Annotated in this window: 24 protein-coding genes; 8 read left to right on the forward strand and 16 right to left on the reverse strand. The window is 46.6% G+C overall.

Features of this window, described 5'->3' with window-relative positions; translation table 11 throughout:
- Positions 1 to 116: 116 nt before the first annotated feature.
- From MBOO_RS09130 to MBOO_RS09170, 9 genes are all read right to left on the reverse strand, one after another.
- Positions 117 to 1,256: a glycosyltransferase family protein gene (locus MBOO_RS09130; protein WP_012107319.1), complete on the reverse strand. Its 1,140-nt coding sequence runs from the start codon at positions 1,254 to 1,256 to the stop codon at positions 117 to 119.
- Positions 1,235 to 2,104 carry a GDP-mannose 4,6-dehydratase gene (locus tag MBOO_RS09135; RefSeq protein ID WP_012107320.1) on the reverse strand — a complete coding sequence of 290 codons (870 nt, stop codon included), beginning with the start codon at positions 2,102 to 2,104 and terminating at the stop codon, positions 1,235 to 1,237. The genes MBOO_RS09130 and MBOO_RS09135 overlap by 22 nt, the downstream gene beginning before the upstream one ends.
- Positions 2,101 to 3,885: a methyltransferase domain-containing protein gene (locus MBOO_RS09140; protein WP_157677653.1), complete on the reverse strand. Its 1,785-nt coding sequence runs from the start codon at positions 3,883 to 3,885 to the stop codon at positions 2,101 to 2,103. Before MBOO_RS09140 ends, MBOO_RS09135 begins: the two co-directional genes overlap by 4 nt.
- A 37-nt stretch (positions 3,886 to 3,922) precedes the next feature.
- On the reverse strand, positions 3,923 to 5,152 hold the full coding sequence (locus MBOO_RS09145) for a class I SAM-dependent methyltransferase (protein WP_012107322.1): 1,230 nt from the start codon (positions 5,150 to 5,152) through the stop codon (positions 3,923 to 3,925).
- Between the two features lie 43 nt (positions 5,153 to 5,195).
- Positions 5,196 to 5,636 (reverse strand): hypothetical protein, encoded by a 441-nt coding sequence (locus tag MBOO_RS09150; RefSeq protein ID WP_012107323.1) that lies wholly within the window; start codon positions 5,634 to 5,636, stop codon positions 5,196 to 5,198.
- A 12-nt stretch (positions 5,637 to 5,648) separates the two neighbouring features.
- Positions 5,649 to 6,896, reverse strand: a complete 1,248-nt coding sequence (locus tag MBOO_RS09155) for an ABC transporter ATP-binding protein (RefSeq protein WP_012107324.1) — start codon at positions 6,894 to 6,896, stop codon at positions 5,649 to 5,651.
- Between the two features lie 159 nt (positions 6,897 to 7,055).
- Positions 7,056 to 7,904 (reverse strand): ABC transporter permease, encoded by an 849-nt coding sequence (locus MBOO_RS09160; RefSeq protein ID WP_012107325.1) that lies wholly within the window; start codon positions 7,902 to 7,904, stop codon positions 7,056 to 7,058.
- Between the two features lie 126 nt (positions 7,905 to 8,030).
- Entirely contained in the window at positions 8,031 to 9,080 is a 1,050-nt protein-coding gene (gene gmd, locus MBOO_RS09165) for a GDP-mannose 4,6-dehydratase (RefSeq protein WP_012107326.1), read from the reverse strand.
- Positions 9,081 to 9,891: 811 nt separating this feature from the next.
- A complete protein-coding gene (locus MBOO_RS09170; protein WP_198324429.1) occupies positions 9,892 to 11,475 on the reverse strand; it encodes a hypothetical protein in 1,584 nt (527 codons plus the stop codon).
- 149 nt (positions 11,476 to 11,624) lie between these two features.
- Here MBOO_RS09170 and MBOO_RS09175 point away from each other — a divergent pair, with 149 nt between their 5' ends.
- The 6 genes from MBOO_RS09175 to MBOO_RS09200 all read left to right on the forward strand — a co-directional run bounded on the left by MBOO_RS09175 (position 11,625) and on the right by MBOO_RS09200 (position 18,904).
- Positions 11,625 to 12,902 carry a UDP-glucose dehydrogenase family protein gene (locus MBOO_RS09175; protein WP_012107328.1) on the forward strand — a complete coding sequence of 426 codons (1,278 nt, stop codon included), beginning with the start codon at positions 11,625 to 11,627 and terminating at the stop codon, positions 12,900 to 12,902.
- Between the two features lie 34 nt (positions 12,903 to 12,936).
- Positions 12,937 to 13,824 carry a UTP--glucose-1-phosphate uridylyltransferase GalU gene (gene galU, locus MBOO_RS09180; RefSeq protein ID WP_012107329.1) on the forward strand — a complete coding sequence of 296 codons (888 nt, stop codon included), beginning with the start codon at positions 12,937 to 12,939 and terminating at the stop codon, positions 13,822 to 13,824.
- Positions 13,821 to 14,831 (forward strand): UDP-glucuronic acid decarboxylase family protein, encoded by a 1,011-nt coding sequence (locus MBOO_RS09185; RefSeq protein ID WP_012107330.1) that lies wholly within the window; start codon positions 13,821 to 13,823, stop codon positions 14,829 to 14,831. Before galU ends, MBOO_RS09185 begins: the two co-directional genes overlap by 4 nt.
- Before the next feature lie 135 nt (positions 14,832 to 14,966).
- Positions 14,967 to 16,076, forward strand: coding sequence for an NAD-dependent epimerase/dehydratase family protein (locus MBOO_RS09190; protein WP_012107331.1), 1,110 nt, complete (start codon positions 14,967 to 14,969; stop codon positions 16,074 to 16,076).
- A complete protein-coding gene (locus MBOO_RS09195; protein WP_012107332.1) occupies positions 16,073 to 17,131 on the forward strand; it encodes an NAD-dependent epimerase/dehydratase family protein in 1,059 nt (352 codons plus the stop codon). Before MBOO_RS09190 ends, MBOO_RS09195 begins: the two co-directional genes overlap by 4 nt.
- 12 nt (positions 17,132 to 17,143) lie before the next feature.
- Positions 17,144 to 18,904, forward strand: a complete 1,761-nt coding sequence (locus MBOO_RS09200) for a flippase-like domain-containing protein (protein WP_012107333.1) — start codon at positions 17,144 to 17,146, stop codon at positions 18,902 to 18,904.
- Between the two features lie 672 nt (positions 18,905 to 19,576).
- Here the strand turns inward: MBOO_RS09200 and MBOO_RS09205 are convergent.
- From MBOO_RS09205 to MBOO_RS09225, 5 genes are all read right to left on the reverse strand, one after another.
- Positions 19,577 to 20,038, reverse strand: a complete 462-nt coding sequence (locus tag MBOO_RS09205; RefSeq protein ID WP_012107334.1) for a hypothetical protein — start codon at positions 20,036 to 20,038, stop codon at positions 19,577 to 19,579.
- A gap of 147 nt (positions 20,039 to 20,185) precedes the next feature.
- The gene (locus MBOO_RS09210; RefSeq protein ID WP_012107335.1) at positions 20,186 to 20,545 is read right to left on the reverse strand and encodes a DUF5615 family PIN-like protein; all 360 of its coding nucleotides are present in this window, start codon (positions 20,543 to 20,545) and stop codon (positions 20,186 to 20,188) included.
- Complete coding sequence (locus MBOO_RS09215) at positions 20,542 to 20,790, reverse strand: DUF433 domain-containing protein (protein WP_012107336.1); 249 nt, start codon at positions 20,788 to 20,790, stop codon at positions 20,542 to 20,544. Before MBOO_RS09215 ends, MBOO_RS09210 begins: the two co-directional genes overlap by 4 nt.
- Positions 20,733 to 21,155 carry a nucleotidyltransferase family protein gene (locus tag MBOO_RS14260; RefSeq protein WP_394295869.1) on the reverse strand — a complete coding sequence of 141 codons (423 nt, stop codon included), beginning with the start codon at positions 21,153 to 21,155 and terminating at the stop codon, positions 20,733 to 20,735. The genes MBOO_RS09215 and MBOO_RS14260 overlap by 58 nt, the downstream gene beginning before the upstream one ends.
- 421 nt (positions 21,156 to 21,576) lie before the next feature.
- Positions 21,577 to 21,945, reverse strand: a complete 369-nt coding sequence (locus MBOO_RS09225; RefSeq protein WP_012107338.1) for a hypothetical protein — start codon at positions 21,943 to 21,945, stop codon at positions 21,577 to 21,579.
- Between the two features lie 126 nt (positions 21,946 to 22,071).
- Between MBOO_RS09225 and MBOO_RS09230 the strand changes: the two genes are divergently transcribed.
- Positions 22,072 to 22,257, forward strand: coding sequence for a hypothetical protein (locus MBOO_RS09230; protein WP_048068422.1), 186 nt, complete (start codon positions 22,072 to 22,074; stop codon positions 22,255 to 22,257).
- Positions 22,257 to 22,748 (forward strand): type II toxin-antitoxin system VapC family toxin, encoded by a 492-nt coding sequence (locus MBOO_RS09235; protein WP_012107339.1) that lies wholly within the window; start codon positions 22,257 to 22,259, stop codon positions 22,746 to 22,748. The genes MBOO_RS09230 and MBOO_RS09235 overlap by 1 nt, the downstream gene beginning before the upstream one ends.
- A gap of 95 nt (positions 22,749 to 22,843) precedes the next feature.
- On the opposite strand, the gene MBOO_RS09240 is transcribed toward MBOO_RS09235, so the two are convergent.
- Together MBOO_RS09240 and MBOO_RS09245 are read right to left on the reverse strand one after the other, a co-directional pair.
- Positions 22,844 to 23,305, reverse strand: a complete 462-nt coding sequence (locus MBOO_RS09240; RefSeq protein ID WP_012107341.1) for a hypothetical protein — start codon at positions 23,303 to 23,305, stop codon at positions 22,844 to 22,846.
- 262 nt (positions 23,306 to 23,567) lie between these two features.
- The gene (locus tag MBOO_RS09245; protein ID WP_232385595.1) at positions 23,568 to 24,089 is read right to left on the reverse strand and encodes a type IV pilin; all 522 of its coding nucleotides are present in this window, start codon (positions 24,087 to 24,089) and stop codon (positions 23,568 to 23,570) included.
- Positions 24,090 to 24,529: the final 440 nt, after the last annotated feature.

Here is a 24,529-nt window from a genome sequence, read left to right on the forward strand (position 1 = left end):
CTGCATCCTTGATCTTTTAGTAAATCGGGGGGGTTTCCCTCGGATAAATGAACCCTACGGAAACAAATTGTATATTGTTGTTATTTTGACGAAAATGAGGGCCCACCGTTAAATAATCATAATTTCTTAATAATGTTCAATAAATAGCCGATAAAAACTTTAGCAGTCACATACGGGATTATAAGTATCATTAACGGATCTTTATTTCGATTATAGAAATTACGTAATATTTTAATAATGTTTTTAAATTTTTCTTCATAGGGGAGGGATTTTATTATTTCATCGAGAGATAAAATATCTGGTTTTAATACTTGATTATACTTATTTCGGGCGTTTTCCACCCCACATTCCAAGGTCATTTTAATGCAGTTAAAAATGTACTGATCTTCGGATTTAGTGATTTCAATTATATGTTCGGTTGATTGCCCCCAGTAACTCAAATCATAACTTACCGATGCAAATGAAAAACCCAGAGATCTGGTGTTCAAAATTTGTATTGTGGGTATTTTTTTTGCCCATTCTGAAGTTAATAACCAGGTTATGCCACTTGAACAACCGATTAATAAATTGCAATATTTCGATAATTCTGCATTTTCTCTAAAAGTTATTTCAGAAGCATCAATAATTCGATTATGACCGGTATTTATTTTTTGATTACTCGTCAGCAAAATTACACAATCTTCAAATCCATCCACAATTTTTCTGGATAATTCCAGGGCAAAATTCACATTAACCGGCGATTGTTTACTTTGGGGGGAGCACTCAAAGAGGATCACCTTGTCAAATTCCTGCAGATTATATCGCATCGCGAAAATTCTAACGTTTTCAATCTCTTTTTCGGTCAGACATATTATAGGGGATACCGGGACAGTTATTGGATTTGGATAGTTACGGAATGTGGATGAGCGGATAGTTCCATCATAATTGGATAAATTATCCGGGATTATTTGGGTAAAAAATATAATATCATATAAGCCTTTTTCTTTTCTTGCCAGGGCCTCCTTTTTGGTTTGCTCCCATACAAATCCAAAATTATCTCTCATCTTTTCAGAAAAAATTTCCCAGATTTCATCGATGTACGGATTATGCAGGATAACCGGTGAGCAACGATCGCTGATAGCCCATGTCAGATGGCAACCAGGATAATCCTGTTTTATCTGTCGGGCTAATGCGGTAACAAAGAGACAGTCCCCCATTGATACCAGATGTACTAATAATATCCTTATTTGTTGTTTCATTTCAGCATCAGTGTGCATAAATCCTCAAAAGAAGTCCGGGGCAGCCACCCTAACGAATGAATAGTCGATGGATCGGAAACCAGGATTTTATACTCTGGTAAAAATGATTCCTTTAAAACTACATATTCCGCCCAATCTTTATTGATAGTATTAAAACAAATTTCCAGCCAATCCTGGATAGAATACGCTTTTCCAGTCCCGATACATGCTTCAAATATTTTGTCCTGACTTATCAGTGTAAACATTCCTTCCGCAATATCTCCCGCAAATGCCCATTCTTTTCTGACCGACACATCACCAAGTGTAATTTTCTCGCTGCTGCCTTGCACAATCCGTTTAACCGCCATGGCAATCATCTGGCTTACATGGGTTGGCTTCCGAAGCGGGCTTTCATGGTGGAATAAATAACCCACATACACTTTTAACCCCAACCTCCGGAAATATCGCGCAGCATATACAGATTGTATGCGGGCAATTGAGTATGGACTGGTCGCTTCAAATTCATCTGTTTCTTTTACAGGCAAGCCATTATTTTTAAACTGTATACCGCTGCCGGCAAGAAAAACACGGCTCTTCGGACTGTGGCGCCTGACAGATTCCAGAATATTTAAGGTACCTGTTGAAATAGTTTCATGGTTTTCGAAAAGTGCATCGTGCCGGGTAGAGGAATTTGCAGCTAAATGAAAGATATAGTCCGGCTGTTCTTTTTTTATGAGATTTTCGACAAAATTAAAATCACTTACGTTACCTTGTACCCAATTGCCGGGTGACCTTGATACTCCAATGACGTGTATTTTCTTTCTCACGCAGAGTTGGTTCAAATAGAACCCATCCTGACCATTGGCGCCGAATATAAATGCTTTCAAGGTTCCACCTTTTTGAATACTAATGAGGCGAAGGAGTAATGGCAGTTATCATAAATAAAATCCGGATTCTGATATATCCAATTAGGGGTATCTACCAATTTACAATTGGGAATCGAAGGGAGAAGTCGCTCAAGAAAATCTTTCTGGGTATACAGCCGACAATCAACTTTGGGAAGGGAATCGCCAATTTTATAAGAGTTATTAAAATCACAAGTGAGTATCCCCCAACCCCCCACTTTAAGTAAATATGCAATATCCTTGATAAACCGTTCGTCATCTTTAACGTGTTCAATGACGGATGTAGAAATAATTACATCAAAATTTTGGCTTTTAACGCTAGGTTTTGTAATATATGTCTCCAAATCGTAATTGATAATAGGATCAATAAATTCTATAGAAAAACCAAGTTTTTTTAAGGCCAATGCAGCGGTATCTTCAAATGCCCCTATCGCAAGAATTTTCATTGAATCTTTCTGGGAAGCGATACGATATGCCGTATCAAATACAAAACCCTGTTGAATATTGGCCTTCAAAATTTTTTTGGCATACAGGTCAGGAGATACAGCCTTAATAAAGTCCAATGTCCGCTTATATTTTTCTCGTAGGGGGTCATCTAAAATTATATTGTACGAAAGATCATTATCATTGAGGGGGATGTAGGATTTGTCAACGAATCCATCAAATAAATTTGAATCATCAATCTTTAACCATGGAGAGATTGAATGTGGAGGGCGAATTCGTTTTAAATGAAACTTGTTAAGGACATACATAATTTTTTTCTGTAGTCTAGAGGGGGTTGGACGAGTTTTGCTTTTATTAAGGATATCGGTCACAATTCTTTCGTAATCCCAAAGTAAATTGTCAGGACTCCATTCTTCATATAACCATTCTATTGGCTTTATCCCATTTTTTAAAATTGTTTTTATGGAATTATCCTCGATGCATATACTTGGATAACATTCAAAGAGATGTCTAAACATTTTACTTTTGGTAATAACAAGAGGTTTTTTAACCGAAACCGCCCAATCTGTGACACTCGAAATCCCACGGTTTTCTTGATATTCATAAAGAAACATATTAAGATCATTTTTAGAGAGAAATTTCAATAAATCATCTGTAGATAAATGTTCATGCGATATATTCAAAAATATGCCCTTTTTTGTAACAAATTTTTGGGCTTCCTTTGCGATTTTTTTAGCATTATCACCATTTTCATCGGCATATTTTGCAAATGAGATATTCAAATTTATCATTGCTTCATCAAATTCTTCCTGAACCTTTTCAATAATTTTGATAAATCCCTTCCCTTGAGTCGCAAATCCAAAACTACCAATATTTATTATTTTATTAGATTGCAATTTTCCTTCAAAACGCGGAATAAGTCGACCGGTTTTGTAAACGATCGGATTTTTTAATAAGAGAGTCGGATCTGCAGCAATATAATAATCAAACAACAAATCAGTCGTTCTATCGGATATTTCCTGAGTTACCTCGTGAATGATACCTATTTGAATTGCATTCACTTTATGGGAATTAATACTCATTCCATTCCATTCACTAATCCACCCCATTGTCGAGGGATAATAATTATACAAAACAATTGAAGGTTTCAATTGATCAAAAATTTCCTTAAATTCAAGCCAATTATCAATCTCCCGATAAATAAAGTTATATTTTCTCGATTTTGTCAATGTATTTCCAATGGCTAGACCAAATTCGTATACACCGCATTTTTGGGGTCTGTGATTTACGAAGAGAATAGGATTTTTATTTAGATCCATAGTTTCTTTCCTAAATATCATTATTTATCTTTAATTATTACACAATCTCAATTTCCGGCATGGGAAAAATAAATTTCCCGCCATTCTCAATAAACTCATGTTCACGTTCCAGTATGGAATATTTGAAATGCCATGGCAGAACAAGGAAATAATCCGGTTTCATGGCTCGCGCTTCTTTCTCGGAAAGAATAGGGATATGCGTTCCCGGTGTAAAGCACCCGAACTTGTCCGGATTTACATCAGCAATATAGGGGATCTGTTTGCTGGTAATCCCACAGAACTGGAGAAGTACATTTCCTTTTGTTGATGCACCGTAGCCAAATATTTTTTTACCATCTCTGGTCAGGGCATCTATGAGTTCAAGCAAACTTTTCCGGTGACGATAAACACGTTCTTCGAAATTCCGGTACGGTCGCGGAGTGTCCAGTCCAAGATCCTCTTCCTGCCGGAGAACCCAATCGATAATGGGCTGATTGGATCGAAATGCCGCATTTTTCTTGCATGCAGTTACTGCGAAGCTTCCTCCGTTAATCGCGTTCATCTGGACATCGATGATGCGAAGTCCGCAGGATTCCAAGAGATTTTTTACAACTTTAAACGAATAGAACTCAATATGTTCGTGGCAGACCGTATCGTAGGCATTCGAACGGAGCATCGAAGGCATATAACTCTGCTCAAAATGCCATATGCCATCATCCGCCAGAACAGATTCGATATCTTTTACAAAGGCCGTCGGATCTTCGAGATCGTAAAACATGGCTATAGAAGTTACAATCTTTGCTTTTTTATCAGGGTATTTTTGAGTGAAAACCTTCGAGGAAAAGAAATCAGGGATCAGATCAATATCTTCGGTATAATACTCTCTGAATTTAATCCCGGTAGGATCAATTCCCAGTTTTTTGCACTTGACAGTGTACGCCTTTAAAGAAGTGGCATCATTGCTTCCGATATCCACAACCAGATCGCTTTCGGATAATTTCACTAAATTTTCCAGTGTTCTGATTTTATTCGTGAGATGGCGTACCATAGAGATATTTAACCCGGAACGATATCCATAATTGTCGCCATACATTTCATCCAGATTGTAGGATTGTTTTAACTGGAGCAATCCGCAATGAGAACACCAGACAAGGTCCAGCGGGCCACTTGAGACGAAATCAGAAGCATGCCCGGGAAAAACACCTGTCAGTGATTGTTCACCCAAAGATAGTACCGTTACAAGAGTGGAATTATGGCAGATACGACACTGCTTTATCTCAGAATACATTATATATCCCCATCTACTGATATTTCCCTAAATTTTCGCTGCTTTAATGAGTGCCTTCTATTATTTGCTGGAATTTTTTATCAATCTTGTCTATACACTGGTTCCGCTGCAAATTGAGGATCGCAAGTTGTTTGACAACAACATTTTTTTCATCAGGGGCCACTTTTTCGAAATCATAGACCTTTTCCTGTTCATGCCACAATTCACAGTTAACTCTCGCAAGTTCGGAAAAAACCTCGCTGATTGAACCAGATATTTCAGCGATCTCGTTTCCTTCTTTTTTATAGACTTTGTTAGAAGAGAAAACAAGCCTTTCCGAAGGGATCTCCCCGGTTACAGCATCACGAATAAACCAGTCTATCTCTTCACAGAGCTGCTTTTCCTGAGTTGCGAGACTGCTTAGGCGATATGAGTCCTCCGAATGGAACTGCTTCAGTTTTACGATGGTTAGTTTGTCGCAAAGTGATCCTAGTGTTTCAGCCATAAATTCTCCCCTTTATCTGTTTATTGCCGGTTCTATTGTCCAGAAACAATCTACAAACACACATCCATAATCTAGCCCCGCACTTGCAGCGTATTTGGATCCGCCGTCAATAACAGTTATAGAGATTGCATCGTCTATACGATCGATTACCAGTTGATTAGGAATAAATATTGCCAGCGTCAGAAAATAAGTTTCCGGCCTCAGCAAATTTCCCGGGATGACGGCTTTTGCAACAATAATTTCCGGCATGCAATTAGTGTCCACAACAATCCCGGTATCTGTTGTGAAAACATTCCTGCGGGAATCCCGCACAGCGATTCTTATCTCGGCGCCACGAATCCATTTATTGATCCGGCAGGTAATCGCAATAGTAATCGATTGCATATGGGTAAATGTGGCTGTTGGATTACCAGCGTCATCCATTACCACCGCACGGATTATTGCGATATCCCTGTCGCCCATAGTGGGGGCTTCAAAATTCATGGAGCCTTGGCCCAACTGATTCATGTAACCGGCAATAACTTCGGAAACAGGGCCCCTTTGAGAAATCTTACCATTTTCAAGAAGGATCGCAGTCTTACAGAGCTGTGCTATTGATCCCATCTGATGGCTGACGAACAGCACAGTCCTCCCTTCTTTTGCCACATCGCTCATTTTCCCGAGGCACTTTTTCTGGAATGCCGCATCCCCAACCGCAAGAACTTCATCAACCAGCAGGATCTCCGGTTCTAAATGCGCCGCCACCGCAAAAGCTAGACGGACATACATTCCGCTCGAATATCTTTTTACCGGCGTATCAAGGAACTTTTCAATCTCCGAGAATTTTACGATCTCATCAAGTTTCGCATCAATCTCTTTTCGTTTCATCCCGAGAATAGAACCGGACAGGTAGATATTCTCACGGCCGGTCAGCTCCGGATGAAACCCGGTTCCTACTTCCAACAACGAACCTACCCGCCCATGCAGTTCAACGGTACCTTCCGTGGGCGAAGTAATCCGTGAAAGAATCTTTAAAAGAGTGCTCTTCCCGGCACCGTTCCGGCCAATGATCCCGACAACCTCCCCCTGTTCCACATCAAACGAGACGTCCTTCAAAGCCCAGAACCCTTCGACCGGAGGGGCCTTGTTGAACACTTTCAGTGGCACCTTAAGGGAATTGATAATAGCATCGCGGAACGTATGGTAAGGCTCCTGCGGTCCGCCAAGAGTATACTGCTTGCTTAAGTGACTTATACGGATGGCAATGCGATCATCGGACATAGGGGATTGGTTCCTGAATAACGGAGGATATCGTTAAAGTATTTGTACCCGGAATAATTGAATCAAACGGTAGGGGAGATTGTCTGAAAATTTTCTATGATAACGGATAGACACATTCCCATTGAAAGATATGAATTCAATATATTCTCACGGTGTACATCACACAATGTCCGCATAGTACTGCTCCATTCTCCGGAAATAAAACATACCGGAGACAAGAAGCAGGATAACCATCCCAACTGAAACAAGTATCATCGCACTGGGTGTCCCGGAACCGAGCAATGCCCAGCGGAATCCTTCAATTACCCCCGCCATCGGATTGAGACCGTACCAGACACGCAGCGATTCAGGAACAAGGCTTGAGGCGTACACGACGGGCGAAGCAAACATCCAGATCTGGATAAGGAAGGGAACAGTGTACTGGAAATCACGGTACCTGACGTTAAGTGCCGATAACCAGAGGCCGACCCCAAGCGAGGTTGCAAGAGCAAGCAGAACAAAGAGCGGCAGGAATACAATGTTAAAAGTTGGCACAAATCCGTAATAGACCATCATTGCAATGAGGATGATAAATGAGACGCCAAAGTCAACGAGAGGCGAGAGAATACTCGAAAGGGGCATAATCAGGCGGGGAAAGTACACTTTGGTCATAATGCTGGAGTTGGTCACCATTGTCGTTGTGGATCGTGTCAACCCTTCGGCAAAGAGCATCCATGGGAGTAGCGCCGCCAGGACAAAGAGCGGGTACGGCACACCATCTGAAGGGAGATGTGCAAGGCCTCCGAAAACGACCGTAAAAATAATCATTGTCAGGAGCGGCTGCAGGACTGCCCAAGCAATCCCGAGGCCGGTTTGCTTGTACCGGAGCTTCACATCGCGCATGGTGAACGCAGCGATCAATTCACGGTAGGCCCAGAGTTCCTTGAGATCAACCGGCACCCATTTCCTGGGCGGGCGAATAACAAGGGTTGGCAGGGTGACTTCCGGGGCAGGTGAGGTCTCGGTCATGAAAGTTGATCAGGATTTTTGTTGTGGCATTACTTATAGTACCGTGAAATTGTCTTCACACGGCAAGATAAAATGGAGTTTTTTACCTCTGGGATCCTCCCCGGGAATCCCATTGATGAAACAGGATTAGTCAGAAGTCCAGTAACGATGAGGGAATTTTTTCTGCAGGATCTCATCGCCGTCCCCAAGGGGTTCAAGTCCGGCAGCCCGCATATCTGCATCGATCATGATCTTAACCAGTTCATTGAATTTGATCTTAGGTTTCCATCCAAGTTTCTTCTCAGACTTTTTCGTATCCGCGATGAGAACTTCAACTTCTGTTGGCCGGAAATATGACGGATCAATCTTTACATACTCGCCAACATCAAGATCCGCGTAAGCAAATGCCTGGTCGAGGAACTCCTGGACAGAATGGGACTCCCCGGTACCGATAACAAAATCATCTGCCGATTCCTGCTGGAGCATCTTCCACATTGCCTCAACATATTCTGGTGCATACCCCCAGTCCCGTTTCGATTCCAGATTGCCAAGATACAGGTGTCGGTCCTTTTTGGTGAGCAGGCGAGCAATGCTGTAAGTGATTTTACGGGTAACAAATGTCTCCCCTCTCCGCGGGGATTCATGGTTAAACAGGATCCCGTTGGAGGCAAACAACTTATATCCCTCGCGGTAATTTTTCACCATCCAGTAGGCATAGAGTTTTGAACAGGCATACGGGCTTCTCGGGCAAAAGGGAGTCTCTTCTCCCTGGGGCGGGGTAGCAGAACCAAACATTTCGCTGGAGGAGGCCTGATATATTCTGACATTGTGGTTGGATCTCCGTACAATTTCCAACAATCGTGTTACTCCCAAGGCGGTAACGTTTGTTGTATATTCAGGCATATCGAAGCTGACCCGAACATGGCTCTGGGCCCCCAGGTTATACACTTCATCCGGCCGGATATTGTATATAATATGAGAAAGGGCTTCAGCATCAGATAGATCCCCATAATGTAGGAAAAGTTTCGCCCCGGATTCCCGTGGATCTATATAGAGATGTTCGAGTCTTTGGCGATTAAATGAGGAGGATCTCCGTATGATGCCGTGAACCTCGTACCCGCGATCCAGCAAAAAATCCGCAAGGTAGGATCCATCCTGTCCGGTAATCCCGGTAATCAGTGCTTTTTTATCTGCCATGGAATACTCACCATCGTAAGATTTTGGAGTTGGACTCGTCTTAGGTTATTCCCCGCAGGGCATTATAATGATTGGTGGAACAGGGATCTAATATATATCAATACAACCCGAAATCGCAGAGAAATTCACCTAGTGGTGTCTTCCTGGTTCTTTGAATCGTGAAGTTATCCAATAAACGTTTGAGCCCATTTTAAGAAGGGGAAATACCGGACTTTGTTGCCCAAAGTATCAAGCCGGGTCTTGGGGTCACAAAAACCCCATCTATATTACGGACACGATAAAAAAATATCCCCTCTCCGTAAAACGGCAATAGCGGCCATCCGGCGGCCCCGGGAGAAATATATGACCGAAACACCATCCCCAAAAACAGGGGCGAAAAAACGGCCCGGTATTGCAGGTTTGAACGCCCCAAAAAAACCTCCTTTTCCGAAAATACCCGAATAAAACAGGATTTTTCATGGGCGTGGACACCATTTCCACTCCAGCCGGAAAACGGGATCGCCCGATTGTCAATCCGGGCATTTTACGGGGTTTTTTGGGTGTCGCTCTTTCCCTCCCCTCTTTGAATCCCTTCCCGGGAGGGAGAGAGTCACGGTTATGAGTTGGTACCGGGAATTCCATTTTCGCGTTACTTATTGTCAGATTGCAGGTGACACGAAAAGTACCGTTAATAAAGAGATAATCTCTCTCCCGACTCCGTATGATCTATATAAAGACGAATGGTTGGATCGGATTACCCGGCCACCACTAATGCCTCCGCGTTTTTTAAATGCCGGCAGGTATTGGGTAGTGTCTGGATTACTCACCTTCATTATCGAAGTAACCAGTCTGATCCTGTTTCCGCAGTATAATCTGAAAGAAGATTTGACGAATTTCCTTCATAATAATCGGACGGGTTAACCGTGTAATAGATGCCTGTTTTAGAGTCCTGACAGGTAAGTGTCCCATTTTCCGAAGATACAAAAACGTTCCCCGTCGTCCCGTAGATCAACTTGGTTGATGTCAGATTGATATGTGCCCCATAAGTGAGCATAAATACCAGGGCGGACTGGGACAGGCCCTGGCTGTTCAGGTAAGGATCATAGATCTGATATGAGAACTGGTTGCGATGCAGCGAAAACCCCGGTCCAACAGTAAAAATGATATCAGGCCGGACCCGGGAAAAATCAGATGCATTAACATAAAAATAAGGTTTTCCCATGATCTCCCCGGAGTGGGCTGCAAGATCCTTATTTACACTATCCTGAATATTTCCGGAAATTACCCAGTTTACATATAATCCCTGATTCACTAAAAGACAGAGCATAAAAATCACAGCGAAAATGGCCATATTTTTCTGTATCAGAGAGATCAGCAGAAGGACAAACGCCAAGAGAAGGAAAAAATCAACAAATATCAGGTACCTGGATTCAACAAACCCATTCGCGCTGATTAATATGTAGGAAAAAAATGCACCGATAATACAAAAAATAATGAATCTGGTGACTTGTTCCTTATAGCCGGCGGAAACATACCCGGGATCTTTTTTCAGCAAATTTGCAATATAATGGCAGATGAGCCATGAAATAATCACATCAAGGACAATAAGCAGGCATACGGCCGGAACGGTCAGATTCATTAAACCCAATACACCGTATACTACATTGACAACCGTCACACCAATTGAGGTAATGACATCATGAACAAGATTAGTAATAAAATTGGTCAGAAAATGTGCTGAGAGATAATTATAATTAAAATTCATATACACCCAGCCGAACCCGAACCAATCGGTGATACGGATAAGCATATACGCAAATGGAGGAAGAACGAACCATATTGCCTGTTTAAAGGTTCTCTTTTGCAAGATATCATAAAAGATATAAACAATCGGCAGAAATGCCCCAATCTGGTAAATAAAAACTGCCCCGGCATAAAAAATCCATGCCAAAAAGAAATACGATCGTTTTTCTCTTGACTGCATGTAACAATAAAATGAACCAAAATACAGGATATACGCAATATTGTCATAAAACAGGTCTGCCCAGGGGTATAATTGATCTTTATTAAACAGCAGGCAAAAACAAGCGGCAAAAAGGAGCGCACAAGGAGCCGGATTCTGGAAAAAAAGTTTAAATAACGATTTTGCTGTTATATATACTACAAGAAGGAGAATTGTCGACAATACAAAATTCAAGACATGGTACCAGAGGGCAACACTACCAAACGCATCAACAGCAATTTTTATGAGGATATATTGACCGGGTCGTTGGGATTCAAACAGGAGATGGAGAAACGAATATTGATTGAAGTCAGAATATACCACCTGAACCCAGTCATCTGAAACAAATTTAAAAGACCCGATGAACAGGTAATGGGTGAGGATATTCAGGCAGATAAGCACAATATAGTCCAAATATCCGTAAACCCGGGAAAATAGGGGATTATTTTCGATAGGAAATAAAAATTTATCAAAATTCATCGGATATCCTCGATAACAGGTTTCGCTGAATACTTAACCAGTTTATTATATGTTTCAACCACCTATTAGTTCATTACGGAACTATGTCCCTGAAAATATCCATTGTCGGTGGAGGGTATGTTGGTCTCGTAACCGGGACATGCTTTGCAGAGCTTGGACACGAGGTTACAATTATCGAGATCGATCCGGAGAAAGTCCGGGCAATAAATGACGGGAAACCGCCGATCTTTGAAAACGGGCTTGGAGATCTGCTGAAAAAAAATGCCGGAAAAAGACTCCGGGCCCGCACAGATTACGACTCCGTTGCATCTGCAGATATCGTCTTTATTTCAGTGGGAACTCCGCCAAAACCGGATGGCAGCGCAAATCTTTCGTATATAGAATCCGCAAGTACCTCAATCGGGAAAGTGTTAAAGAATAACCGGTCTTATTGCGTTATAACCGTCAAGAGTACGGTTCCCCCGGGCACTACGGAAAAGATCGTATGGCCCGCAGTTATTCAGGCATCCGGTAAAACCGAAAATGAGATCGGTTTTGCCATGAATCCTGAATTTCTCCGTGAGGGACGCGCCGTGGAAGATTTCCTGCACCCGGATCGTATCGTCATAGGATGCAGCGATCCACGCGCCGGAAACCGGGTCGCAGACGTGTACCAAAACATTCAGGCACCGATTATACATACGGGACTCACCGCTGCGGAAATGATCAAGTATGCCTCGAATTCCTTTCTTGCCACAAAAATTTCATTTTCAAATGAGATCGGAAACCTCTGCAAAGTGCTGGGCATTGACGTCTACGAAGTGATGAAAGGGGTGGGTCTCGATGCCCGTATTGGGCCGCTCTTTCTCAATGCAGGCGCAGGATTCGGGGGAAGCTGTTTTCCCAAGGATGTTTCTGCGCTGGTCTCCCTTGCAAAAGAGAACGGTGAAGATCCGGTTCTGCTGGAATCCGTTCTTACGGTCAACGAGCACCAGCCACACCGGATGATCTCGATCGTGGAAAAAAGGGTAGGTGTCATTAAAGGCAAGCGTATCGCAATCCTCGGCCTTGCGTTCAAGGATAATACCGATGATATCCGTGATTCCCGGGCGATCCCGGTGATTCAGGAACTGGTTGAAAAAGGCGCCTGTGTCACCGCATATGATCCGTTGGCGATCCCGAATATGCAGAAGATCTTTCCTGCAATCGAGTACTGTTCTACGGCAGCCGGTGCTCTTACCGGTGCCGATGCATGCCTGGTGATGACCGAGTGGCCGGAATTTTCGAAGATTGACAAGGAGTTTGGCCTGATGGCTCATAAGATCGTCATTGAAGGCAGGCGGATTTTGACATGGAAAGGCGGAGAGGGAATATGCTGGTAAGACCAAAACCGTCGAATCAGAGAGGAGGGATGGGATGAAGGGGGGCCAGCATGTGCGCAAGGCGGTGATTCCCGCAGCCGGCCTTGGCACGAGATTTCTCCCAATAACAAAAGCCCAACCTAAAGAGATGCTACCGGTTGTCGACAAGCCGGTGATCCAATACGTAGTAGAAGAGGCGATCCAGTCCGGGATTGACGATATCCTGATCATAACGGGCAGGAACAAACGGGCCATTGAGGATCACTTTGACCGGTGTTTTGAGCTGGAGGTAAAGTTTTCCCATCGTAAAAAAGATCCATTCACGGAATCTTTACAGGCCCTTGCGGATTTCCCGGATCTCCATTTCATCCGTCAGCGGGAACAAAAGGGGCTTGGGGATGCAGTAAACCTCGCCGGGCGACACTGCGATAACGAACCATTTGCCGTACTGCTGGGCGATACCATCTGCATCTCTCCTGCAAAGGAAAAACCCTGTACCCGCCAGATGATGGATGCATTCGAACGCCACCGGCGATCGATCATAGCAGTTGAACCCGTAGCAGGGAACAAGATACAGGATTACGGCATTATTGACGGCAGGGAGATCGAAAAGGGCGTCTACGAGATAGATGATATTGTGGAAAAACCTGCCCCGGAGCATGCACCCTCAAATCTTGGGGCGATCGGGCGCTATGTCCTTACCCCGGAGATCTTTTTCCTGCTTGCCGATGCAACACCCGGGGTTGGCGGCGAGATCCAGCTTACCGATGCACTCCGCCGGCTGGACAGGCCCTTAGGCCTTGTCACCAACTGCCGCCGTTACGATATCGGAGACAAACTGGGCTGGATGAAATCCAGCATCGAGCTCACGCTCGAACGCGAGGAGTTTGCCGGGGAGATTCGTCCGTTTTTGTCAAAACTCCTGAAAGGTGAAGGTTCATGACGTTTGATTCCCGCGAAGAACTTGATACGATACGTAAAAACCTTGGTGAGCTCTCCTTTGAAGACCGGAGGGTGCTGGTGACCGGGGGTGCCGGTTTTCTCGGTTCGTGGATGTGTGAATTCCTGATAGATTCTGGGGCATCAGTTACCTGTGTTGACAACTTTGCAAGCGGCCGAAAAGAAAACATTCATGCCCTTATGGCAAACGAACGGTTCCGGTTTATCGAGCACGATATTTCCCGGTCGCTTCCCGTTGAGACACCTGTAGATTATGTTTTCCACATGGCCAGCCGGGCTTCCCCGTTCGAGTTCGAGCGTTACCCCATTGAGATCTTAAGGGCAAACACGCAGGGCGTGATGATTGCGCTTGAGATCGCAAAAAAGCACAACGCACGATTTGTCTTTACCTCCACAAGCGAGGTGTACGGGAACCCGGATATCGTCCCTACACCAGAAACTTACCACGGGAATGTAAACCCGGTCGGGTTACGCGGGTGCTATGACGAGGCAAAACGCTGTGGTGAAGCCTACGTGATCGCCTACCGCCGGGAGCACCGGCTCAACACCCGCATCGCCCGGATCTTCAACACCTACGGCCCCCGCATACGGATGGACGGTATCTACGGCAGGGTTATTCCCCGGTTCATCGACCAGGCCCTGACCGGTAAACCCATCACGGTATTTGGCGATGGATCCCAGACCCGGAGTTTTACTTATGTGACAGACCAGATTGAAGGGCTTCTCCGGCTGGCGGCACTGGATGATGCGGAGGGACAGGTAATCAATATCGGGAATGTGAATGAGATCACGGTTCTTGAACTGGCACGAAAGGTCATCGCCCTTACCGGGTCGAAATCGGCCCTGACATTCCATCCGCTCCCGGAGGATGACCCGCTTCGGAGAAGGCCGGATGTGACAAAGGCAAAGAAGATCCTCGATTGGCAGCCGAAGGTGCCGCTGGAAAAAGGGCTGGGGCGGATGATTGAATGGATAAAACCACATAATTGACTGCCTGGATAAAGCCCCGGACACCATCGTTGAGAACAACTCTGTTCCCGAAAACTATACACTTTTATTGTATTCATGACGATTATTATGCTATAAATCCAAGAATATTATTGCCGTTTCAGAAGTGAGCGATCGATGAAAAACGTCATAATAACCGGATCGAGCGGGTTAATCGGCAGCGCATGTGTGGAAAAATTTCTGCACGAAGGCTGGCATGTAACCGGCGTGGATAATTTCACGCGGGAGAAATTATTTGGCAAAGAGGCCGACACGCACAGCAATCTCGATCCTCTGAAAAAAGAGAGGAATTTCACCAATATCGAATCAGATATCCGGAACAACGAGGTTGTTACACCGCTGATCAAGGATGCGGATGCGATAGTGCACCTTGCAGCGCAGCCGTCGCATCCACGATCCCTGGAGATCCCAATGGAGGATTTCCAGATCAATGCGTTTGGGACTCTCAACCTTCTTGAACTAACGAGGAAATATAATCCGGATATTCCGTTTGCGTATATGTCCTCAAATAAAGTATACGGGGACTATCCCAATTATTACAATTATACCACCATTGAAAACGGGGTCTATAAACGGTATGAGAACACCGCACTGGAATCCTTTGACGAGTACCTGCCAATAGACGGGTGCGGCCATACACCGTTTGGGGTATCGAAAGCTGCGGCCGATATGTACTGTCAGGAATATGCGATCAATTATGGCATGACCACGGCAACATTCCGGGGCGGGTGCCTGATCGGGTCGCACCAGAAAGCAGTTGAGATGCACGGGTTCCTGGGATTTTTCACCAAACAGATCCTGCAGCAGAACAAATTGTTTGTGTATGGCGGGGGATACCGGGTCCGGGACAACATCCATTCCAGCGATGTGGCGGATGTTCTGTACAGGTGGATAACCAAACCTGTACCGTCCCAAACGGGGAAATTCGGGAAACCGTACAACCTCGGCGGCATGCGGGCCAATTCAGTCTCAATCTACGAGACCATTGCGGCCATCGAGGCAAAAACAGGGTTAAAGGCCAATTTCGAAGAAGCACCCGAACGGGAAAGCGATCATCTCTGGTGGATCAGCAACATGTCCAGATTCAAGAATGATTACCCGGACTGGAAAGGCCCAAAGAAAGATCTGGACTATATCTTTAATGAACTCCTCCACAACTGGATCGATATATTCCATCTGGATCTCGATCTTAAAGAGCCGCATTATTTCCGGGAGCTCCGTACATGAGAGTGCTGATAACCGGGGGTGCCGGGTTTGTCGGGTCAAATCTTGCGATTTTCCTGAAAAACCGCCTGCCTGCCACCACGGTTATCTGTTTTGATAACCTGAAACGAAGAGGTTCCGAACTGAATCTTACCCGGTTGAAAGTGGCCGGGATCCAATTTACCCATGGGGATGTCCGGAATGAGGAAGATTTCGAGGCGCTTCCTCCTTTTGACCTGATGATCGAATGCTCAGCTGAACCTTCGGTTCTTGCGGGGGTCGGATCGTCACCATCGTATGTCATGAACACGAACCTGCTGGGCACGATTAACTGCCTTGAAGCAGTCAGGAAAAACCATGCGGCCATCCTCTTTCTCTCCACGAGCCGGGTGTATCCCATCCGACCGATCAATGCTCTTCCGTTCCGCGAGGAGGCCACCCGGTTCTCGCTGGGAGATACCACGGGAATTCCCGGGGTGAGCTCTCGGGGGATTGCCGAAGAGTTCCCCCTCGCCGGCCCCCGGTCGATCTATGGGGCGACCAAGTTATGCTCTGAGTATCTCATCCAGGAGTACTGCGCATCATATGGTATCCATGCAATCATCAACCGGTGCGGGCTTATCGCCGGGCCGTGGCAGATGGGCAAAGTCGATCAGGGTGTGGTGATGCTCTGGGCGGCATGTCACCGGTTCAGAAAAGATCTAGCCTATATCGGGTACTACGGTACAGGAAAACAGGTCCGGGATGTGCTGCATATCGATGATCTCTGTGATCTGGTCCTTGCGCAGATGAAACGTCTTGATGAATTTTCCGGGGAGATATTCAACGCTGGCGGCGGACTGAACAACAGCATCTCGCTCCAGGAGATGACCGCGATATGCCGGGAAGTTACCGGAGAAACAATTCCTGTACGTTCTGTTCCGGAGACCCGGCCAAACGACCTCATCTGGTATGTTACCGATAATTCCCGAGTCTCCCGCACCTTTGGCTGGAAACCACAACGATCGGTTAAGGATACCGTCACGGATATTACGCGGTGGATTGATTCCAGCAGGGCATTACTCTCCAATATTTTATAGGGGCTTTTTGACGTGACAAGCGGGAATACCTATTTTGTTTCATGTATCGTCCCTGCCCGAAACGAAGAGGGGAACATTACTTCCGTGATCGCTGCATTGACGCCGGTCCTGCAAAGTGTCCCCATCATCAGGGACTATGAGATCGTTGTGGTAGATGACAACAGCACCGATTCCACCGGGAGATTGATCGATACCCTTGCGCAGAACGACCCGCATGTCCGGCCGGTCCACCGGACCACCTCGCCCGGGTTTGGCAATGCCATTAAAGCCGGCATGAAAGAAGCCCGTGGGGATATTCTCATCCCGTTTATGGGCGATCTCTCGGATAATCCTCACGACATTCCCCGGCTCGTGGAACGAATTGACGAAGGATACGATGTAGCTTACGGTTCCCGTTTCGTGGAGGGAGGAGCGCTCAACGGATACCCTAAAGCAAAGATGATCGCCAACCGTGCCTTCAATAACCTGGTCCGGCTGGCGTTCGGGATACCCTTCCGAGATGTGACCAACGCATTCAAAGCGTACCGTAGAGAAGTTATCGATGAGATTGGGACAGATACCTTGGAATCCATTGGGTTCGATCTCACGGTCGAAATCCCGATCAAGGCACATATCCTGGGATTCCGGAGTTCCGAGGTCCCGGTCCAGTGGACGGACCGGACTGCTGGCGAGGCAAAGCTGAAGCTGTCCCGGAACGGCTCGGTCTATGGCAAACGGTTCCTGAATCTGTTCATCCACGGGAACCTCGTGGCTCTCAAAGACCTCTTCCGGTATTTTGTGAAAGGTTCCTGGCTGGGAATTATCCTCGCACTGGTCTTTGGTCTCCTTATCCTTGCGTTCCTCTTTACCCTGACCGGATTTTCCACGATCTTCTCAATCCTGGCAACAGTGTCCTGGCCCTGGATCGCCGCCAGCTGCATTGCGATTCTTTTCTCCTTTGTGGTCCGGACCTGGCGGTGGAGTGTTCTGTTACGGAGCGCCGGCTATGTCTATCCCCGGGACATCCTGTTCAAATGCCTTATGTTTAGCTGGTTCCTGAACTATATCCTGCCGGCCCGCCTGGGAGATATTGCCCGGGCCGCAGCCCTCAAGACAACCTCTGACGCCCCGTTCGGTATGACCCTCTCAACAATCGTAATCGAACGGATCCTCGATATGATTACCCTCGCGCTCTTCCTGGGCGTTGCCTCGATGTTCGTTTACAAGGCCTCCTTTGTCTACATCGAGGCCGGATCCTTTGTGATTATTGCTGCCATGGTTCTGGTCCTGCTGATGATCTACAAATATGAGGAGACAATCATCCGGCTCTTCGAACGTCGCATTCCCTCTATCCGCCAGTCCCTCGTCCTGCTCAAGAAAGGACTTGATGAGATCGCAACGAACCCCGAAGCCATGGTGCTCTGTTTCATCCTTTCCATCCCGGTCTGGCTCCTCGAAGTCTCCAGCATCTTCTTTGCAGCACGGAGCGTCGGCTACAACCTCTCCTTTGTTTACGCCGCTACCGCCGGAGTTGTGGCGTTCATCGTCCAAGCACTCCCCCTCACCCCCGCAGGTCTTGGTGTCCAGGAAGCATCGATAACCGGCGTCCTGATGCTCTTCTCCGTCCCCAGTGCTCTCGGTATGTCCATAGCCCTCGTCGACCACTTCGCACGGGGCCTGGTAATTTATATCGTTGGCCTGATCGCAACGATTCATATCGCCTTTGCTTCGCGGTGGTTCTTCAGGAAAAATGGGAAGTCCGACAAAGAATTGGATAAAACGCATGAGAGTTGAGATTTCAACAAAGATTTTAATATTTTTATCCCAAAAAATGAGATTTGCCGTTCAGGAAATACGTGATTCGAATGATATAATATTTTCAGTGCCCGAAGATCACCCGCAAAAAGTATCTACAATTTATGCGGATCGAGAAGTATCCTGAACTGCACCCCTTCTTATGAATACTGGAGGACGACACTAACTTTGGTATTTCCCATCCCGGCGAGTTTACTGAAGGACATTTTGCAATCCCGGAGACTGCGGACAGTTCACGCAGCGCCGATGGAATTTCATTAATAAACCCATAAATCACTCTATGAAATACCAGCAGGACTGCTTTTTTTAGACGTCTGGCCAGAAAATCTATTCCGGCCGTTGATCCGGATCATAGCTGTCCGGTGTCAGGACCACAAAAATCACGGCTTGTCATCCCATAATCCGTCATAAAACTGCCCCTTTCCCGGAAAACGGCAATAGCGGCCATCCGGCGGTCCCGGGAGAAATATATGACCCCAATACCCTCTCAAAAAACAGGGGCGAAAAAACGGCCCGGTATTGCAGGTTTGAACGCCCCAAAAAGACCTCCTTTTCCGAAAATACCCGAATAAAACAGGATTTTTCAGGGGCGTGGACACCATTTCCACTCCAACCGGAAAACGGGATCGCCCTTTTGGCAATCCGGGCGTTTTACGGGGTTTTCTGAGAGTTGCTCTCTCCCTTCCCCTCTTTTTCAAACAGGATCTCCACCCGGTACGGTGCTTTCTCCCAGTACTCCTTCCGGTAATGGGGGTTCCGGTACCCGTCCCGGGCAACCTCCTCGATCTCAACCGTGGTCGTACCCGGGATTACCCAGAACCGCCGGAACGCCCGTTCGTTCTGGGTGCGGAGCCAGAGCTCGCGGGACACGGTCGGAGGGAGGGGAAGGGTACGGAGTGCCTCCACTTCGTCCGGGAACTTCTTGTCCAAAAGGAAATCCTCACCCGGGCTGTACCGGATTTTTTTTAGTTTTACCGCCACGACCATTGCTTCGCGGTACATCAGCCCATCGAACGGCAACGCAGTCTCGGTGTTTTCTGCGCAGAAGTAGCCCATCCGGTGGGCGCAATCGATCCAGGCGGTGCGGAGGTCCCCGGGGGCTTTTCCTTTCATGCGGGTTCACCCGGGTTATGGAGCCCGGGAATTTTTCTTTTTATTGAGAACGACCGGGTGGGCAAAATGCTTTTTTGTCCGGATCTTTCCCGGACCGGAGAATCCGTTGAATTACTCAAAAGCGAATAAAACGTCCGATGGATTTTATTACGGTGGGGGAAGTGGCCGCATCCGGATTCTCTCCTTTTCGATTACGGAAAAATGTCCGTCCCAGTCATCGCGGGAGGTGAGAATCTGCGTGATGAATCCCGCAAGCTGATCCGGTTTCATTCCCGGGAGCCTCAAGAGGATAACACCGGGAACCGGGCAGATCGTATCTTTTATTGCGAGTTCCCCGAAATCCTTGTCAAAGGTAAGAATGATCCGCTCTTCTTCCAAAGCATACTTCATTACATCCCGGTCTGAAATACCAGGAGTATCCGCCCCGATCGAGCGGATGTGCACTCCCGCATTTTCAAGCATCCTGACGACAGATGCCGGAACATTTTCATCGGCAAGGAATTTCATCCGGTAATCCGGCCCCGGGGTGTTGTGGAATAAACCCGCTCCGAATGGATGATCTCCTGAGCATACCTGATGCATGCAAGGATGTCTTCACGGGAAAGATCCGGGTATTCCTGAAGTACTTCGGACTCACTCCATCCCGAGGCCAGGAGATCCAGGATGTGATCTACAGAGATCCGTGTACCTTTTATCACCGGTTTGCCGGCCAGGATGGATGGATCAAGGATAATCCGGGATGCAGTGTCCATGGAAAACCATGGTGTCCCGGAAATAATATACTTATTCTGCCGGAAAACGAAAAAGTGGAGAGTGCCTTACGGGATTTTGTTTTTGTTAAACGTGCACGTTCGCGATCGTTTCTCATAGTGGCCGGGCATCCTTTAACACGCTGGCACGGATCCGGGGGCGGAGACCGCTTGGGTAACGATATCGACAGGGCAGTGGAGAAGGGCCTGCAGATCCATGGCAAGACCACCGACATCCAGAAGGCTGTCATCCCGGTTCTGAGATCGATGAGGAGATCGATATCGCTGTCCGGGCGGGCTTCGTGCCTGCTTACCGATCCAAAAATCCGTATATTCTTTGCCCCTCGTTTCCGTGCGAGAGCAAGGATAGCCTGGCGGTTCTTTTATGATCCGTTATTTTTCCGGAACCTTTCCGTACCTATCTTCTGCCTGCACCATCTGAAAGCATGACAACGCTCCTCCACCGGAAGGATACTCGTCAGTCCGGATCATAGCCGCCCGGTGACAGACCCACAAAAACTCCTGCTATCTTCGCAGATTCCGTCGTAAAAATGTGTATCCCCGGAAAAAGGCCATAGCGGCTATCCGGTGGGCGACAGCAGAAAGGACAGGCCAAAACACCCTCTCCAAAAACAGGGGCAAATAAACGGCCCGGTAGTGCAGGTTTGAACCCCCCGATAATGCCGTATTTTCAAAAAACAACTCAATAAAACAGGATTTTTCACGGGCGTGGACACCATTTCCACTCCAGCCGAAAAACGGGATCGCCCGTTTGCCAATCCGGACATTTTACGGGGTTTTCCGGTCGTCGCTTTCCCTGCCCGCCTCCGCCTCCAACCCTTTTCCCCGGTCAGCGAAGTAAAGGGTAGCCTTGTACGGTGCGTTCTCCCAGTACCCCTTCTGGTAATGGGGGTTCCGGTACCCGTCCCGGGTGATCTCCTGGATCTCGACTGTGGTCGTACCCGGGATTACCCAAAACCGCCGGAACGCCCGTTCGTTCTGGGTACGGAGCCAGAACTCGTGGTGCACGGTCGGCGGGAGGGGAAGAGTACGAAGGGAGGTAACCTCGTCCGGGAACTTCTTGTCCAAAAGGAAATCCTCACCCGGGCTGTACCGGACTTTTTTTAGTTTTACCGCCACGACCTCTTTGCGGCACATCAGGCCATCAAAAGATAACAAGGTCTCATTGTTTTCCGCGCAGTCGATCCATCCGGTACGGTGGTTCTCCTCTCATGAAAGACATATTAACCATAATACTCCAATATCCCATCAGGATGGATGGGTATGCCGGTTGAGGTAGAAGGCCGATTGCTCAATACTACTACAATACAGCTTGATCAGCCGTTGCAAAACGGCGAGGACCAGGTAGTGGTCAGGTTGAAAAAAAGATCTCCTGTCCCGACCAAGATGTACGCTCCTCAGGATTTTGTCATGGAGATCGCAGAGAAAGATCTTGAAGAGCTGTATTGATGAAGATCGCGGATATCCCCGGGGGATCTGCGTTTGTCGATACAAACATTCTCCTGTATGCATATACTTCGACACCGTTCTCCCCGTCCTGTGAGGCATTTCTTGAGCGGGTGCAGTCAGGAAAAATCCGGGGATTTGTAAACCCCACAGTTATTGACGAATTTTTTCATAAACTTCTTCTCACAAATCTCTTCATGGAGAGACATCTTGTCCCTAAAGATGCGATTGCATATATCAAACAAAACCCGGATAGGCTTCACGAATTTCACCAGCCCTTCGAGATGACAAAAGAATTGCTGGGGAATTTTGGGCTGGTCGTTCTCGATACATCCGGGGTTCTCACTGATGCCCTGGATATATCGCAAAAGTTCGGCCTGTTATTTTCCGATGCGCTCCATGCAGCCTGCGCACGCAGGAACTGCATAGATTACTTCGTAACCAACGATCACGATTTCGATCGGGTGGATTTTTTGACCGTTGTAAGACCATAAGACAATTCCAGATGATGGATCCGTTTGGACTCCTGTCTGTGTAATCTGATTACCCCGGCACTGGCGTATGAGGCTCCCGCCGGCGACGGGTCATTTTACGGGGTTTTTGGAGAACTTCCCTCTCCTCCCCCATCCTTCCCGAACAGGATATCCACCCGGTACGGTGCGTTCTCCCAGTACCCATTCTGGTAATGGGGATTTCGGTAGCCGTCCCGGGTGATCTCCTGGATCTCGACCGTGGTGGATCCCGGCACGATCCAGAATCTTCGGAACGCCCGTTCGTTCTGGGTACGGAGCCAGAGCTCGCGGTGCACGGTCGGCGGGAGGGGAAGGGTACGGAGTGCCTCCACTTCGTCCGGGAACTTCTTATCCAAAAGGAAATCCTCACCCGGGCTGTACCGGACTTTTTTGAGTTTGACTGCCACCACATTTGTGTCGCGGTACATGAGGCCGTCAAAGGGCAACGCGGCCTCATTGTTTTCCGCGCAGAAATATCCCATCCGGTGGGCGCAGTCGATCCAGGCGGTGCGGAGGTTCTCCGGTTGTTTTCCTTTCATGCAAGTTCTCCGGGGGCACAGGTTCCGAACATTTTTCTTTTCATTAAGAACTACCGAGGGGGTAAAATGCTTTTCTGAAAGGCCAGCTCTTCCCAAGAGCGGAAAATAATGCGTCTACAAATGTGTGGCGTACCACAACTCATCATCGTACCGAATCTTTAAAGCAGGATAAACATCGGAACGGATATTTCCGGCTGAAGAAGGAATTCAAATATAGGGTCAAATGAAACCTAGCGTGAAATCGCAAATATTAAAAAAATGATTAGATGGTGGTATCAACGATGACTTGTGTTGACCCGTCCGTAAATTGACCCACTCCAACTACATGCGAAGTGGTTGGCGCATTTGTAATAACGCATGTTGCTCCAACGGGCAATATACTTCCTGAAGTGGGCATAAGAGTTTCAGTACCCTGTCCGCCAGCTTTATATGTACCACCGCTCGGAACGGTCATTGTTGCGTTTGCACCGCCAACGGTAAAGAAAATTGAGCCTAATGTTCCTGCATCCTGTCCACCCTGATAGGTGATAGTCACGTTGTTCGAGTTGGTACGGGACTCAGTAGCTGCAACAACCTTGGTCTTCTGGATGTTACCGGCCATGCCAAATACAAACGCTGCAATAACAGCCGCGAGGATTACAGTGATCGCGACCATCAGGATGACACCGATGACCGGTGACACGGCTTCTTCATTCTTTCTGGTAAATACCATATAAATACACTCCAATATCCATATCCCATTCTGGATATGATACTTTATGATCTGATTATTTCCCTTTTCCACATATAAATATTATTATTGGAATTACGAGAAAACAAGAACAGTTCTCTGGAAATTATGGGATCTTTTCAGGGGAGTAAATCCATTTTAGCAGAGACGTGAGAAACCGATGTCAGCGGGGTACTGCTGAGCAGAGACAGTAGCCTTATATTATGAATGAAGAAGGGCTGACAAAAGGAAATTCTGTGAACTGCGGGAAAATCTGAAGGCAAGAGTTTATAAATATCAGAGGATCTCATAACATTTCACGAATAAATATTTTTTTTATTCAAGTTCCACGGTTAATTTGCGGCCTTATTATCGGACATATACGCAATTTATAATTGCATATAGGTATTTCGACGTCATCATCAGATATTATTCTTGATAATTAATTTAGGATAACAAATATTGAATAAAGCGCTCGCTCATCAAAGTTCTCTTAACGTAAAGAAAGAAATTTA

The sequence above is a fragment of the Methanoregula boonei 6A8 genome (assembly GCF_000017625.1).
Classification (GTDB): Archaea; Halobacteriota; Methanomicrobia; order Methanomicrobiales; family Methanospirillaceae; genus Methanoregula; species Methanoregula boonei.